This is a genomic window from Hyphomicrobium sp. DY-1, assembly GCF_047497105.1.
Classification (GTDB): Bacteria; Pseudomonadota; Alphaproteobacteria; order Rhizobiales; family Hyphomicrobiaceae; genus Hyphomicrobium_B.
In genome coordinates this window covers 1-14280 of the sequence record NZ_CP134870.1, presented here as the reverse complement: position 1 = coordinate 14280, position 14280 = coordinate 1, and the positions used below count along the sequence as shown (strand labels likewise).

Below are 14280 nucleotides of genomic sequence, written 5' to 3'. Positions count from 1 at the left end.
CGCCACCTAACGGGCGAAGAAAGTTACAAAAATCATCCGGCGGCCGGCTCCCCGTAAGGGGGGGGCGCCGGGTGCAAACTAAAAATCCCCATGCTAAAACGCCCCCATGAAACTCGTTGTTTTTGATTGCGACGGCACGATCGTCGACAGCCAGGCGGGCATCGTGCTGTCGATGGTGCATGCCTTCACCACGCTCGAGATGACCCCGCCGACGCGGGAGGCAACGCTCTCGGTCGTCGGGCTTTCGCTCCCTGAGGCGTTTGCAGTGCTGGCCCCCGATGTTGACAAGGCGACGCGCGCTGCGCTCGCCGAACGCTACAAGATGGCGTTCCGGGAGCTGAAGCACGATCCGGCCGAAACCGAGATCCTGTTTCCGCAAGCCAAGGAAACGATCGCCAATCTTGCCGCGCGTGACGACCACCTTCTCGGCATCGCGACGGGCAAGTCCCGTCGCGGCATCGACCGCCTGTTCGATCGCGAAGGCTGGCACGGAAGTTTCGCAACCATCCAGACTGCCGACGATCATCCGTCCAAGCCGCATCCCTCGATGCTTCAGCGTGCCATTCTGGAAACCGACGCAACGCCCGAAATTACGGTCATGATCGGCGACACGACGTATGATATGGCGATGGCACGGACGGCTGGCGTGGCGGCAATTGGCGTCGCTTGGGGCTATCACACGGTGGCGGAACTAAACAACGCCGGCGCTCATATTATCGTCGAACGTTTCGAAGATCTGCCCAAAGCCATCGACGATGTCCTCGCACTTGAAAGCAGCGCCGCATGAACGACGAGAACGGAAAAGGCAAATCCGGCGCTGGGCCTGCGGCGCCGCGGCCATCCGGGGGGCCGGGCAAAGTCCTGAGCGATAGCCTCGCCAAACCACTGCCGCGCCGCTTCTACAAGGAGGTGAGTGTCAGCGACACGGCACCTTTTAGCGTCCTGCTCGATGGTCGCCCGATCAAAACGCCGAAGAAGCGTGCGCTCGCCTTGCCGACGCACGAACTCGCGGAAGCCATCGCCGAGGAATGGCGCGCCCAGGCCGAGCATATCAACCCTGCGCATATGCCGTTGACGCGTTTCGCCAACACGGCCATCGATGCCGTCGCCGATACGCTTGATGCCGTTGCCGATGATATCGCCGCTTATGCCGGAACCGATCTCATCTGCTATCGCGCAGCGACACCAGAAAAACTCGTCGAATTGCAGGCCGAGCATTGGGATCCGATCGTCGCGTGGGCGAACGAGACGCTCAACGCCGAATTTCGCGTCGTATTCGGAATTGTGCACGTCGCCCAGCCAACCGCTGCGATCGTCGCTTATGAGCAAGCATTGGAGCCGCACAACGCTATGCGGCTATCGGGCCTGCACGTCATTACGACGCTGACCGGCTCTGCGCTGATTGCGCTCGCCATCGACCGCGAGTGGCTGAGCCCCGACGCCGCCTGGAAAGCCGCGCACGTTGATGAAGATTATCAGATCTCGCTTTGGGGTGAGGATTCCGAAGCCCTCGCACGCCGCCGTGGCCGCCGGGCCGAGTTCGACGCTGCCGTGCGGTTTCTGACTTTGTGCAGAAAAGCTACGTAGGAAGTCTGCGCCGCAACGGCACCAGACGGCTTGCGAGCACCTTGTCGATACGGCGCGCATCGAGATCGACGACCTCGAACCGCCAGCCGCTGATATCGACGTGCTCGCCCGTCTTCGGCAAATGCTGCAATCCGGCAAGCACGAATCCGGCGACCGTTTCATAGGAGCGGTTCTCCGGCAGCACGATGCCGATCTTGTCGGCCATTTCGTCGACCGGCATGCCGCCGGAAAACAGCCACGACCCGTCGTCGCGCTCGACCGCATAGGGCTCAAGGCCCTCGGCATCGGATTTGAAAACGCCCGCAATCGCTTCGAGAATATCGGCGGGCGTGACGAGGCCTTCGAAGTCGCCGTATTCGTCGTGGATGAGCGCCATCGGCACTTCCGCGTCTCGCAGCACCGACAGCACGTCGAGTGCCGCCGCTGTCTCGGGGATCATCGGCGCCTTGCGAACGAAGGACTTCAGATCGAAGTTGTTGCCCGAGAGGAGGTTCGACAGCAGCTCGCGCGTTTGCACCACGCCGATCAGCTTGTCGGTCGAGCCTTCACCGACAGGCAGACGCGAATGCGGCGTAGAGATCAGCCGTTCCTTGATCGCTTCGTCCGACGCAGTGATGTCGATCCAGACGACGTCGGTGCGCGGCGTCATGATGCCGACGACGGCGCGATCTGCCAGACGCATCACGCCCGAAATCAATTCGCCTTCGCCCGTCTCCAGTACGCCCGCCGTCTCGGCTTCCGCGATAAGCGTCTTGATCTCTTCATCTGTGACCTTGCTCTCGCTTTCCTGCGACAGTCCGAGAAGACGGAACACGAGGTTCGTCGAGGTATCGAGAAGCCAGACGATGGGCGCCGCGATCTTCGCAAAACCCGTCATGATCGGTGCAACGAAACAGGCGATCGCCTCGGCGTTGCGCAGCGCCAGCGTCTTCGGCACCAATTCGCCGATAATGACCGAAAGATACGTGATGACCGCGACGACGATACCGAAGCCGGCCGGGTCGGCAATCTGTCGGCTGAAGCCGAGGCTTTGCAGATAGAGGGAAGCGTCCTCGCCGAACGTCTCGCCCGAATAGGCGCCGTTGATCGTGCCGATCAGTGTGATGCCGATCTGGACGGCCGACAGGAAGCGGCCGGGCTGCGCCGAGAGTGCCAGCGCGCTGTTCGCGCCGGAACGGCCCGATGCCGCCATGGCTTTCAATCGCGGCCGGCGTGCCGAAACAATCGCAAGTTCGGAAAGCGCAAAAAGGCCGTTGAGAAGAACAAGGGCCAGAACGATGAGGGCTTCGGTCACGATGTTCGCGGCCGACGGATGTGCGTCCAAGCCACTCCAAGTTGTTGGGAAGCGTTATGCTATGGGCACGGACGGGGCAAATCAAGGTCGCCTTTTAGGTGCCCGCCCCCAGATTTCTGCATCGTCCCGGCCAATGTACTGGACCTAATGCGCTGGGATACGTGCCTCAATGCGTTCCTTAAAATGCGCCAGGACATCAGAAATGCCGGTCGACGAAAAAACACCGTTCAAGCCGGTTGATGCTTCTTCCGCGGCCGGCGTCGCCCGCGCGACCATCTCCGCTTCATAACGCGCAACGGCCGACCAGCCGTTTTCCGCTGTCAGCGCATCCGCAAGATCGACGGCATCGGCGAGCGCGAGATTCACGCCTTCGCCCGCGAACGGAGACATCAAGTGCGCGGCATCGCCCAGCATTGTGAGCCCAAGTCTGCTTGCCCAATGGTGGCCAACCGGCAGCGCATACAACTGGCGGACGCCGATGATCTGTCCGTCTTCGATCAACCGGGTCAACATCGGAGCCCAACCGTCGAACGTCTCCCGGACGATTGCGCGCATCTCGGCGGTCGATCTTTTTGCCAAGTTCTGAGCCTCAGCTTCCGTGATGCGAATACCGGCGTAGCCGCGGATATGCCCGTGACCGTTGCGCTGGGCGATCAGCGCGCGGTTGTTGCCGACCGCAAACATTTTGCCCCTCCCAACAAGGGTATCGACGGACGGGTGGCGGCTCGCATCGAAGCCGAGTTCGATAAAGGTGACGCCCTCGTAATCGGGCGTGGCGTCGGAGAGCAGGGGACGGACGCGAGACCAAGCGCCATCGGCGCCGACGACGATGTCGAAGTGTTCGCTGATTCCGTCGCTTATCACATCGTAACCGCCATTCTCTGTGGGGCGGACACCCGTGATCCTGCAGCCCCAACGCATCTCCGTTGTGGAAAGGGAGCCGAGCAGGATGCGGCGAAGTTCTGTGCGGTCGATTTCGGGCCGGTCGTCGCCAACACCGTCGTAGTCGAACAGGAGCGTTCCGTGTTCGTCGTACAAACGATCGCCCTGGTCTTCCGGTCGGGCTGCAGCACGAAATTCCGCCTCTAACCCGGCGCAACGCATGGCGCGCTGGCCGGACTCGGCATGAAGGTCGAGAGAGCCGCCTTGCGGACGCTCGCCGGCGTGAGCGTCGCGTTCAAACACTGTCGCAATCACCCCGCGGAGTTCCAGTAGACGGGCGAGCATCAATCCGCCGGGGCCGCCGCCAATAATTGCGATCCGTGAACCGATTGCCATTTCCGCCGCCTCCGATTACATAGGGTCCTATGTTATAAACATAGGACCCTATGTAATGGCAAGCGGTAAGTGGAAGCCGATGGAGACGCCCGGTCATTATTTCAGTCGAATTGCGCGCGGCTTGGCGCGGGTCGGCGACACGCGTCTCCGCGCGCTGGGCTTTGCCTCCGCGCATCTGCCCGTGCTTAGCGCTCTCAAAGACGGCAATCGAATGTCGCAAATCGAACTGGCGCGTTTGGTAAAAGTTGAGCAGCCGAGCATGGCGCAGCTTATCAATCGCATGGAACGCGATGGCCTTGTGCACCGGGAACCGGATCTGACCGATCGCCGCAGCAGCATGATTTCGCTTACCGAAAAAGCTTTGGCGAAGCTGCCTCAGGGGCGCGAGATTCTCCTTCAAGGCAACAAGGAAGCGATGGAGGGGCTAACCGCGCAAGAGGTCGAGACGCTGATGGGCCTGTTGCGTCGAGTGCTGGCAAATGTCGAAGCCATGGACAATTGAGGCGCAGACGTCGCATCGAAAACACAGAAGAAAGAACCGAATTTAACACGAAGGATTATCTTTACCCGAGACCTCCTTGTCCTCGCGTCGCGTTTCAAGAACACTTGCAGGAATGATTCGGGGTCGGTGACCAATGCTCAACGCGCCGCGCATTCCAGAGCTAGCGCAACGCGACCGCTTCGTGCGCCGGGCGGTGGCCGAAGGGCGTGTGCTCACGCTTGCCGATGAGGAAAACGCTTCCGTGCCCTCGCAGAAGGTCGCAGGGCGAACGGTTCAGCTTTTCTGGTCGAGCCCGATCGAGGCAGGGCGCTGGGCCGAGGCACTGGCGGGAAACCGCGAGTTGCAGGATATCTCTCTGGAAGTATTTGCAACTGATATTCTGCCTGGCATCGCGACCGCCAAGGGTTTCGTCGGCACCGACTGGGTTTCCGATCCGATCGAAGCCGAGATCGACCCGCGCGATCTTCTGATCCGCCTCAAGACCGAGGCGATCCCGCTTTATGCCGCCGCCGCCCGTGAGAAGCGCGAAATTTACCTTGTCGGCAATGCCGAGGGCCCGATGCTGACGCCCGGCACGCAGAAGCCGCGCTCGGCCGACAAGCTGCACGTTTTTTCGCACCGGCCTGACGCCGAAGCCCACATGAAAAAGATCGCCGGCAAGCGCGTCATCGTTGAGCCGATCGCGAATTTCATCGCAACGACGCTGCCCTGGGCCGCAGCCCAAAATCATCCCGTTCTGATTGAGCCAGTTCGCGGCGCCGGCTTTGTCGAGGTCAAGGCGGCTGATTTGTCCGCCCGGCTGGCCGCGCCGGCAGCCGAGCCCGCCGCAAAAAGCGCCTGAGTTTCCGGGCCTTTGCCTAGGTACGGGGCTTGGCTCTGGCATCGCGACAACTCATCGTTTGCGCTGCATCGGAGCCATGCTAGAGAGCCCTTTCGGCACATTCGGCCCGAGCCAGGCAAGGGGTTCCATGAAAGACATTATCGATGAGCTTGAGAAGCGCCGCGACAATGCCCGTCTCGGCGGCGGCCGCGCCCGGATTGACGCGCAGCATGCCAAGGGCAAACTGACCGCCCGCGAGCGCATCGAACTTCTGATGGACGATGGCTCGTTTGAAGAATTCGACATGTACGTCGAGCACCGCTGCACCGACTTCGGCATGGAAAAGACGAAGGTGCCGGGCGACGGCGTCGTCACTGGCTGGGGCACGATCAACGGCCGCGTCGTCTACGTCTTCGCGAAAGACTTCACGGTGATGGGCGGTTCGCTGTCCGAGACACACGCCAAGAAGATCACCAAGATCCAGGATATGGCGCTGAAAAACCGCGCCCCGATCATCGGCGTTTTCGATGCCGGCGGCGCACGCATCCAGGAAGGCGTCGACGCGCTGGGCGGCTACGGCGAAGTGTTTCAGCGCAACGTCTTGGCCTCGGGTGTCATCCCGCAGATTTCCGTGATCATGGGGCCGTGCGCGGGTGGCGACGTTTATTCGCCCGCTATGACCGACTTCATCTTCATGGTGAAGGACACGAGCTACATGTTCGTGACCGGCCCCGACGTCGTGAAGACCGTGACGAACGAAACCGTGACCGCAGAAGAGTTGGGCGGCGCCAAGGTCCACACCACGAAGTCCTCTATCGCCGACAAGGCCTACGAGAACGATCTCGAGGCGCTGCTGCAGATGCGTCGCCTGATGGACTTCCTGCCGTCGAGCAACCAGGCGGGCGTGCCGCTCATCCCGACGCACGACAGCCCCGATCGCATCGACCATTCGCTCGACACGCTAATCCCCGACAATCCGAACAAGCCCTACGACATCAAGGAGCTGATCCTAAAGGTCGTGGACGAGGCTGACTTCTTCGAAATCCAGGAAGCGTTTGCGAAGAACATCGTGACCGGCTTCGCGCGCATGGAAGGCTCGACCGTCGGCATCATTGCCAACCAGCCGATGGTACTGGCGGGCGTGCTCGATAGCGATGCGTCGCGCAAAGCCGCGCGCTTCGTTCGCTTCTGCGATTGTTTCGATATTCCGCTGGTGACGTTCGTTGATGTTCCGGGCTTCCTGCCGGGCACCGCGCAGGAATACGGCGGGCTCATCAAGCACGGCGCGAAACTGCTGTTTGCCTATGCGGAAGCCACGGTGCCGAAAGTCACGGTCATCACGCGCAAGGCCTACGGCGGCGCTTACGACGTCATGAGTTCGAAGCACATCCGCGGTGACGTCAACTATGCGTGGCCGACCGCCGAAATCGCCGTCATGGGCGCGAAGGGTGCTGCCGAAATTCTTTACCGCTCCGAATTGTCGGACCCGGCGAAGATTCAGGCCCGCATCGACGAATACAAGAAACGCTTCGCCAATCCGTTTGTCGCCGCCGAGCGTGGCTACATCGACGAGGTCATCACGCCCTCAGCGACGCGCAAGCGCCTTTGCCGCGCGCTCAACATGCTGCGCAACAAGACGCTCGAAAATCCCTGGAAGAAGCACGACAACATTCCGTTGTGATGGTTCCGCCGCTTCCGGTTGTCTGTGCGCAACATAGTCGGAAGCGGCGAAACAAAAATGCCCGGCGCGCGCAACGCGTGTCGTCTGGCGTTTCAAAAATTCTGCAAAGAACGAAGCATCAAGCAATGTGCCCGGCGGCCGGCGCGCGGAACGCGTGTCGCCGGGCACAAAACTAATTAGAGATTAATCCACACGCCGCCGCGCCAGTAGCCGCGGCCTTCATGCTCGCGCCAACGATAGTGATCGTGGTCGCCCCACTTCCATGAATCGGGGAACACGCGCAAATGCAGGCCCGGTTCGTACTTGTAGTGCCCGCGCACGTGCCAGCAATCGCCCTCCCTGTTGCAGACAATTGCCGCCGAAGCCGTGGTCGCGGTTAGAGCAAGCATGCCGGCGCCAAGCAGTGCAGAGGTTGTGACGAATTTCATGAGACTTACCTCTCGTTTGTCGATAGGACGGTCTTCAAACGGGATCGAGAGGTAATGGTTTCCCGCGCGGACGCAGCTTGTAGATTTGTAAAGAACATGAACCGCAGCTGGAGGGCGGCGTCGCCTTATGCTCGCGCCGTTTTGAATGATATTATCAATGCGCCGAATAAACGCCGTTGGCGGAACGAACGTGCTGAAGAATTTTCCTCAGCACACTGGCCATCAATTCATTGGCGCGTTCATTGAGCGAGGCTTCCGAGGTTTCAGTGATCGCCCGGCCGCGATTGTGCGCACGCCGATAACCGAGGCGCTCTGGTAGCGAGCCAATGAGCGGCTTATAGCCGGTCGTTTCAAGGTAATGCCGCGCCCAGCGTTCTTCTTTTGCGTCCAGGATCCGGCAAAGGGCAACACACAGCCGATCTTTCGATAGCCCCCTCTGCTCCAGTTCATAGAGCAGCAGCGTTGTTGGATGGAGATCGTCCGAACTCGTGCCTGTCGGCAGGACGATAAGATCCGACGCGCGCGCAATTTCGAATGTCTCGGGTGAGAGATGGCCGGGTGTATCGATGACGACAAGATCGGCGTCCGACGTATCCTTCAGCGCATCGGCGACCGACGAAAAAGCCTGCGCGTCGATGGTCCGAAGCGTACGGCTCGTTGCGCGCGTCGTCGACCAGCGCACGGATGTCTGTTGCCCGATATCGAGATCGAGCAGCTTGACCCGTAGATTGCCTTGCGTCGCGACGACCGCAATCGCTCGCGCCAGCGTGCTTTTTCCCACGCCGCCTTTTTGGCCGATGATGGATAGAACGACAGGCATGGCAATCGACGGGCCAATTAAGACGTTCACGATAACTCTTAGGCTAGCTCCGAGTGTTAGGCTGGCCAAGCCATCTTTGCCGCCCGGCCGCGTCCCCGGCGTTAATCTTTAACGAACGGGGCAAAAATGTCGAACGACATCGCTGAGGGCGAGCCGTGAACGGCTCTGTTATTCCGGCCCCGCATTGGCGGCGAAACTGGGAGCATGGCCGCGCTGGGGCCGTGCTCTCCGCTTTGCGTTTGCTGGGATGACAGGCGAGGGCGGCCGGCTCGCGGAACCCGTGTCGCCGGGCGCAATCAAAAGCCGGGCCTAAGCAAAAAGGAACTTAAAAACGCCGGCGTGCGTTCGCTTTGCAGACATTTGAGCATGGAGGACCACAATGGGTGGCAGCCTGATTTATTACGCGATCGTCTTCTTGGTCGTCGCGCTTATTGCGGCGTTTCTCGGCTTCGGCGGCGTAGCCGGAACGGCGATGTCTGGCGCGCATCTCTTGCTGATGGTGGCCGTCGTGTTCGTGATCATCGGCCTTGTGGCCGGTGTGTTGCGACGCGGTGTATAGTTTTCTGTCACCGTTGGCAGCCCCCGGCGCTCGGAAGCGTTGGGGGCTGGTTCCAATTCACTTCGGCACCATCAGAGCGTAGCCAGCCGCGTTCTTGAAGTTCTGTCGTTCCGCGGATGAAAACAGCGCACGCGCGACGGTGGCGACAATTGCAAGGAAGGGCATCCGGATTTTGCGACCCAGCCGATCGCCTTCCTCGCCGAAATAACGAATTTCCTTACGGTGCCAACCATGTTGGTCGAAGAAACCAAACCAGTCGGTGGGGCGGAATAAAAACGGCGCGTTCTGCATTTTGCCCGACATCATGCCCTCGCGGAACTTGAGAAGCTGAGGCGAAAGATAATCGACGATCCAGTAGGCCGCATGATCGAGCGCATGGAGATCATCGGCCAGAGCTCCGGCAGCATCCATTGTCAGATATGGAACGACGCCCTCGGTCAGGACCAAGAGTTTCCGAGATTTCGCATTGACCTCTGAGAGCACGGACTTGCGTTCCGCATCGTTCGCGAGATCGCATGTCACGCGTGACAGACCGAAGCGCGGCTTTTCTTGCGCGAGCAAGCTTTTCTTGTAGTCGATCATCGCCGGATAATCGGCTTCGATCCAATTCAGCGTCGGCGGCAGATCCATCCGATAAGGGCGCGTATCTAGGCCCGCCCCGAGGTTCAAAACCGTATCGACGCCGTTGTCGACCGCACCATGAATGAACTCGTCGATGATGCGAGTGCGTACAGCAATGACCCATTCCGTCAGGAAAGGGCGCGGCATGGCTTCAGCGATGGTCCGCCCGCGATCTCCTGCCAGCACTGCCGCGAGGGGATCATGAAAGAGAGCATCCGCGCGCTTGCTTTCTATGCCGCGATAGTGAGCGACCCAGAATGCCGTATCCGAGACGTTCTCGATGATTGCGCTTGTCACGGGGATATATCCTTGAGCCAATTGAGCGCCGAGCGGCATAAGCCGCGATTGCGTCAGCGCGACGACCGCAAGCTAGACATAAATCATCTTCACGCTCATGCCGCCGTCGATGATGATGTTTTGCCCGGTCATGAAGCCCGCATCGTTTGCGAGAAACAGACATGCCTTGGCAATGTCATCCGGTACGCCGACGCGGCCGACAGGATGCTGCGCTTTGTCGGTATCCGAATGATGCGGGATTTTTGCGCGTCCTGAATATTGCCAGTCGCCGGTTTCGATCCAGCCGGGGCTGATCGCGTTGACGCGAATGCCATAGCCGCCGAGGCTGATCGCCATGCCGTGCGTCAATGCGATGATCGCGCCTTTTGATGCCGTGTAGGCTTCGGTGTTAGCCTCCGACATGAAGGCGCGCGTCGAGGCGATATTGATGATTGCACCGCCCCGCTTTGCCTTGACGAGTTCACGCGCGACGGCTTGCGTGCAGAGCACCGCACCACGGACGTTGACCGCCTGCACATGATCGAAATCCTCGATCCGCAATTCGAGGAATGGCTGATTGGCATTGATCCCGGCGTTGTTAACGAGCACCTCCGGACAGCCGAACGTTTTGATGGTCCGTGCGATCCAGCGGTTCACGTCTTCCTCGCGCGACGTGTCTGCGCGCTCGTATAGCGCGCGCCCGCCGAGCTTGCTGATGTATTCGACGGCCTCTTCGCCTGCGTCCGCGGCCGGATCGGCGATGGAAACAGCATAGCCCGCCGCCGCGAAAGCATACGCGATGCCACGTCCGATGCCTTGTCCGCCTCCCGTAATCGCGGCGATTTTTGCATCCATGTCATGCGGTCCTGATGTGGCTTCGGATTAAAACGTCATAGAACGGCCAACGTGCGAAACGGCGCAGCGTTGCACGCACGCCATGCAAACGCCGCAAGCCCGAACGATAGCAGTTGGAACGAAGTCTATTTATACATTGAAGAATGCGGGGGAGGAGCATGGCGCAGCCAGTCGCGATCGTGTTCGTGCACGGTATTCATACGTTTGCGCCGGGTTATCACGCAGGCATGCAGTCCGCAATCGAGGCCTGCCTGCCCAAGCGCGTCCGCGACGTCGCGACGTTTCGGTCGGTCTTCTGGGCGGAGCGCGTGCGCCAACGCCAGAAAGAATATCTCGATGAGGTGGCAAAGAGCCGCCTTTTCCCCGTAACGCCGTATCGCAGTTTGGTCGTCCAGGGTCTCGGTGACGCAGCCGCCTATCAGAAAACGAAGAGCTTCCGCAATTCCTGCTACTACGAAATTCAGTCCGACATTCGCGCCGTTCTCGAAACGCTCGACGGCGACGGCCAGCCGAACCGGCCGCTGATTTTCATCGGCCATTCGCTCGGCTGCCATATCGTCTCTTCGTTCATCTGGGACGTAAATACGATCAAGAACTGGGACGATGCGCGCCTCGCACAAGAGGGCGACGATATCCGAGAATTCGCCGATTACTTGAAGAACGGCTCGTCCTTTCGCCGCCTCGACACGCTGGCAGGCTTGGTGATGATGGGTTCGAACATGCCGCTCTTCACGTTCACGTTTGGACCGAGCCGCATTCTGCCGATCACGACGTCCCGCGATCCGAACACACCGCCAGCTTTTCCCGGTAGGGATCTCGACGCCGATATGCGAGCGCGCACGCGATGGCTCAACTTCTATAGTCGCAACGATCTGCTCGGCTATCCGCTGAAGCCGCTCAACGAAGCTTATGCCAACGAGCCGCTGCTTGACGATATTGAGGTTGCATCGGAAGGCATGCTTCTTCGCGCGCTCGGTTATCTGTCGCAACCGATGGTCGCTTATCATGCTCACACCGGATACTGGAACAACCGCCGTGTGGTTCGCGGCGCCGCCGATTTAATTAGCTCGCTTGCAACCGCTGGCGAGCCCGTACGCAAGCGCAGATTTGCATTCTGGCGACGACCGGACGAGGACCTCGTGACGGCCTCGTAGGAACGCCAAAAATCAACGACGCGTTAGCGTGGCGGGCATGCCGTATTTCGGTGGCATCGTGATTTGAGGCATGATGTCGATCACCGCGTCGGGGGCGAGCGTGAACTTGAATTGTTGCCCCACGGTCGCGAGCACGATGGCCGCTTCCATCAATGCGAAGTGCACGCCAATGCAAAGCCGCTGGCCGCCGCCGAACGGATAGTAGGCGAACTTCGGCAGACGCGATGCGAGGCCATCGAGCCATCGCTCGGGAAGAAAGCGCTCGGGCTCTGGAAAATACTTCGGGTCGCGATGGTTGACCCACTGGCTCATCAAAATCGTGTAGCCTTTCTTGACGCGATAACCGCCAAGTTCGAGGTCTGTCGTCGCCTCGCGCCCGATGACATAGACGGGGGGATAAAGCCGCATCGCCTCGTTGATGACAGCTGCCGTATACGTCAGCGCCGATAGATCGCTCGCACGCGCCGCGCGTCCGCCGAGAACACGCTGCCATTCGGCGACGAGCTTCTGTTCGACGTCGGGATGTTGCGACAGCAGATACCAGCTCCACGTCAAGGTGAGTGCCGTCGTTTCATGGCCCGCGAGATAGAGCGTCATCGCTTCGTCGCGCAGCTGTTGCGCCGTCATTTGCGTGCCGTCTTCGCGCTGTGCTGCAATCATCGTGGACAGCAGATCGTTGCCGGGAGGCGCCGCCTGCTTCTGTGCAATGAAACCGTCAATCACTGCGTTGACGTCTGCGATCGCCCGCTTGAGGCGCAAATTGGCCGGCGTCGGAAAAACGAGCGGCACTTGAAACAACGAGTCGAGACGATGCGTCAGAAGCTCGAACGTCAGCCGCAGGCTTTCATCAACGCGCACGCGATCGCCGTGATCGTCGAGGCCGAATAGCGTCTTCAGTGCGATGGCGCTCGTCAGTGCGCTGAACTCGAATGCGATGTCAACAGATGTTCCTGGCACCCACTTCGCGAGCATCGCTTCTGTCAATTCCGCCATGACCGGAGCATAGGACAGCACCTGTGTTTTGAGGAAAGCGGGTTGCAACAGGCGGCGTTGCGTCAGCCAGAAATCGCCCTCGCTTGTAACGAGGCCGTTGCCGAGGACTGGCTTGAACGTCCGCGCGCCGAAATGCTTGATGTAGGAACGTGCGTCCGTCACCAGCACCTGCTGGATGAGTTCGGGATCGCTAACGAGAAAAAGCCGCCATCGTCCGGCGCGGAAGCTGGCAATCGGACCATACGTCTGCGCCAGCATTAGAAAGAAGTCGACGCGTCGCGGCCCGATCTGCGAGAGGTTGCCGCCGATCCAGGTACCTTTCGGACCAGGCGGTAGACCCTTGTGTGGCGTCGCCGTGTGCGACGTTGCGATCGACGTGCTCATGTCCGGCTCCGAAATTCGACAACGCATTCGAAATTTCGAAATAGGCACGGATACCGTTCGGTTCCAGCCTATGCTGACGATGCTATCGTTTTGCGACCTTCAGTGTAAGCTCGAAACGGCGCGGGAGACATGCGCAAAGGTGAGGGAACTCAGGCGATGCCTGCATCTTTCGCCGCGAGGCGGCCGACGGCCGACCAGTCGAGATCATCGCCGCCATTTGCAAGAAGCGTTAGAAAGCGGTCGCGCAGGAGACTGGCGATGGGCAACGGTACTCGCAGTTCCTCGCCGGCGGCCAGCGCCAGCCGAACATCTTTCAGTCCGAGGGGCGCTGCAAACCCAGCAGGCTTGAATTTTTCGTCCGCAATTAGATTGCCGTAAGTCTTGTAGATCGGCGCGCCGAACAGCGTCGAGGTGAGGATGTCGAGAAAGTTGTGTTTGTCGATGCCGGCCTTGCTTGTGAGCGCCAACGTCTCGCCGAGCGATTCAATCACGGTCGCGATAAGAAAATTACAGCTGAGCTTGACGACGTTGGCGGCGTCGGCCTGCTCCGAGACGACGAATGTTCGTTGTCCGATAACATCAAACAAAGGCGTTACGGCTTTCACAGCGTCAGCCGCGCCCGCCGCAACGATAAAGATCTTCGCCGCCGCTGCCGCATCAGGACGGCCGAGCACGGGCGCTGCGACGTAGCGCTGCCCGGCCTTCGCATGCGCCTCCGCCAGCCCCTTCGAAAGGGCCGTACTGATGGTGCTGAGCGAGATATGAACGGCCTTGCGGTTCATGCTCGCGAGAATGCCGCCGTCGTCGAAAACAACGCTCGCAACGGCGGTGTCGTCCGCCAGCATCGTGAAGACGGCATCACCCGTCGCTGCTTCGCCCGGCGTGCTTGCGACCTTGGCGCCCTGCGACGCAAGCGCTTCGGCTTTCGCCCGCGTGCGATTGTAGACGGTGACGTCGTATCCCGCCTTGAGCAGGTTCGCGGCGATGGCCGAGCCCATATGACCGAGCCCGATGAATCCGACTTTCAT

Annotated in this window: 15 protein-coding genes; 7 read left to right on the top strand and 8 right to left on the bottom strand. The window is 60.3% G+C overall.

The features are described from left to right. Window positions 1–106 precede the first annotated feature (106 nt). Window positions 107–787: an HAD-IA family hydrolase gene (locus tag RLW41_RS00075; protein ID WP_409560351.1), complete on the top strand. Its 681-nt coding sequence runs from the start codon at window positions 107–109 to the stop codon at window positions 785–787. Continuing rightward, window positions 784–1587: an ATP12 family chaperone protein gene (locus RLW41_RS00070; protein WP_409560350.1), complete on the top strand. Its 804-nt coding sequence runs from the start codon at window positions 784–786 to the stop codon at window positions 1585–1587. Before RLW41_RS00075 ends, RLW41_RS00070 begins: the two co-directional genes overlap by 4 nt. On the opposite strand, the gene RLW41_RS00065 is transcribed toward RLW41_RS00070, so the two are convergent. After that, window positions 1580–2881: a hemolysin family protein gene (locus tag RLW41_RS00065; protein ID WP_414463032.1), complete on the bottom strand. Its 1302-nt coding sequence runs from the start codon at window positions 2879–2881 to the stop codon at window positions 1580–1582. The genes RLW41_RS00070 and RLW41_RS00065 overlap by 8 nt on opposite strands. A gap of 144 nt (window positions 2882–3025) precedes the next feature. Further along, on the bottom strand, window positions 3026–4159 hold the full coding sequence (locus tag RLW41_RS00060) for an FAD-dependent oxidoreductase (RefSeq protein ID WP_414463031.1): 1134 nt from the start codon (window positions 4157–4159) through the stop codon (window positions 3026–3028). 55 nt (window positions 4160–4214) lie between these two features. Between RLW41_RS00060 and RLW41_RS00055 the strand changes: the two genes are divergently transcribed. From RLW41_RS00055 to RLW41_RS00045, 3 genes are all read left to right on the top strand, one after another. After that, window positions 4215–4661, top strand: a complete 447-nt coding sequence (locus RLW41_RS00055; protein ID WP_409560347.1) for a MarR family winged helix-turn-helix transcriptional regulator — start codon at window positions 4215–4217, stop codon at window positions 4659–4661. A 133-nt stretch (window positions 4662–4794) separates the two neighbouring features. Further along, window positions 4795–5502, top strand: a complete 708-nt coding sequence (locus RLW41_RS00050) for a DUF2750 domain-containing protein (RefSeq protein ID WP_414463030.1) — start codon at window positions 4795–4797, stop codon at window positions 5500–5502. 127 nt (window positions 5503–5629) lie between these two features. Then, complete coding sequence (locus RLW41_RS00045) at window positions 5630–7162, top strand: acyl-CoA carboxylase subunit beta (RefSeq protein WP_013948150.1); 1533 nt, start codon at window positions 5630–5632, stop codon at window positions 7160–7162. 176 nt (window positions 7163–7338) lie between these two features. Here the strand turns inward: RLW41_RS00045 and RLW41_RS00040 are convergent, their stop codons facing one another. Both RLW41_RS00040 and RLW41_RS00035 read right to left on the bottom strand, forming a co-directional pair. Next, a complete protein-coding gene (locus tag RLW41_RS00040; RefSeq protein WP_414463029.1) occupies window positions 7339–7590 on the bottom strand; it encodes a hypothetical protein in 252 nt (83 codons plus the stop codon). Window positions 7591–7744: 154 nt separating this feature from the next. Continuing rightward, the gene (locus RLW41_RS00035; protein WP_414463028.1) at window positions 7745–8440 is read right to left on the bottom strand and encodes a ParA family protein; all 696 of its coding nucleotides are present in this window, start codon (window positions 8438–8440) and stop codon (window positions 7745–7747) included. 349 nt (window positions 8441–8789) lie between these two features. On the opposite strand from RLW41_RS00035, the gene RLW41_RS00030 reads away from it, so the two are divergent. Continuing rightward, window positions 8790–8969, top strand: coding sequence for a DUF1328 domain-containing protein (locus RLW41_RS00030; protein ID WP_013948146.1), 180 nt, complete (start codon window positions 8790–8792; stop codon window positions 8967–8969). Between the two features lie 57 nt (window positions 8970–9026). On the opposite strand, the gene RLW41_RS00025 is transcribed toward RLW41_RS00030, so the two are convergent. Both RLW41_RS00025 and RLW41_RS00020 read right to left on the bottom strand, forming a co-directional pair. Beyond that, the gene (locus RLW41_RS00025; RefSeq protein ID WP_414463027.1) at window positions 9027–9887 is read right to left on the bottom strand and encodes a class I SAM-dependent methyltransferase; all 861 of its coding nucleotides are present in this window, start codon (window positions 9885–9887) and stop codon (window positions 9027–9029) included. A gap of 72 nt (window positions 9888–9959) precedes the next feature. Further along, the gene (locus tag RLW41_RS00020; RefSeq protein WP_409560343.1) at window positions 9960–10721 is read right to left on the bottom strand and encodes a glucose 1-dehydrogenase; all 762 of its coding nucleotides are present in this window, start codon (window positions 10719–10721) and stop codon (window positions 9960–9962) included. 158 nt (window positions 10722–10879) lie between these two features. Between RLW41_RS00020 and RLW41_RS00015 the strand changes: the two genes are divergently transcribed. Beyond that, window positions 10880–11875: a hypothetical protein gene (locus RLW41_RS00015; RefSeq protein ID WP_414463026.1), complete on the top strand. Its 996-nt coding sequence runs from the start codon at window positions 10880–10882 to the stop codon at window positions 11873–11875. A 12-nt stretch (window positions 11876–11887) separates the two neighbouring features. Here the strand turns inward: RLW41_RS00015 and RLW41_RS00010 are convergent, their stop codons facing one another. After that, the gene (locus RLW41_RS00010) at window positions 11888–13252 is read right to left on the bottom strand and encodes a cytochrome P450 (RefSeq protein WP_414463025.1); all 1365 of its coding nucleotides are present in this window, start codon (window positions 13250–13252) and stop codon (window positions 11888–11890) included. Between the two features lie 149 nt (window positions 13253–13401). After that, entirely contained in the window at window positions 13402–14280 is an 879-nt protein-coding gene (locus tag RLW41_RS00005; protein WP_414463024.1) for an NAD(P)-dependent oxidoreductase, read from the bottom strand.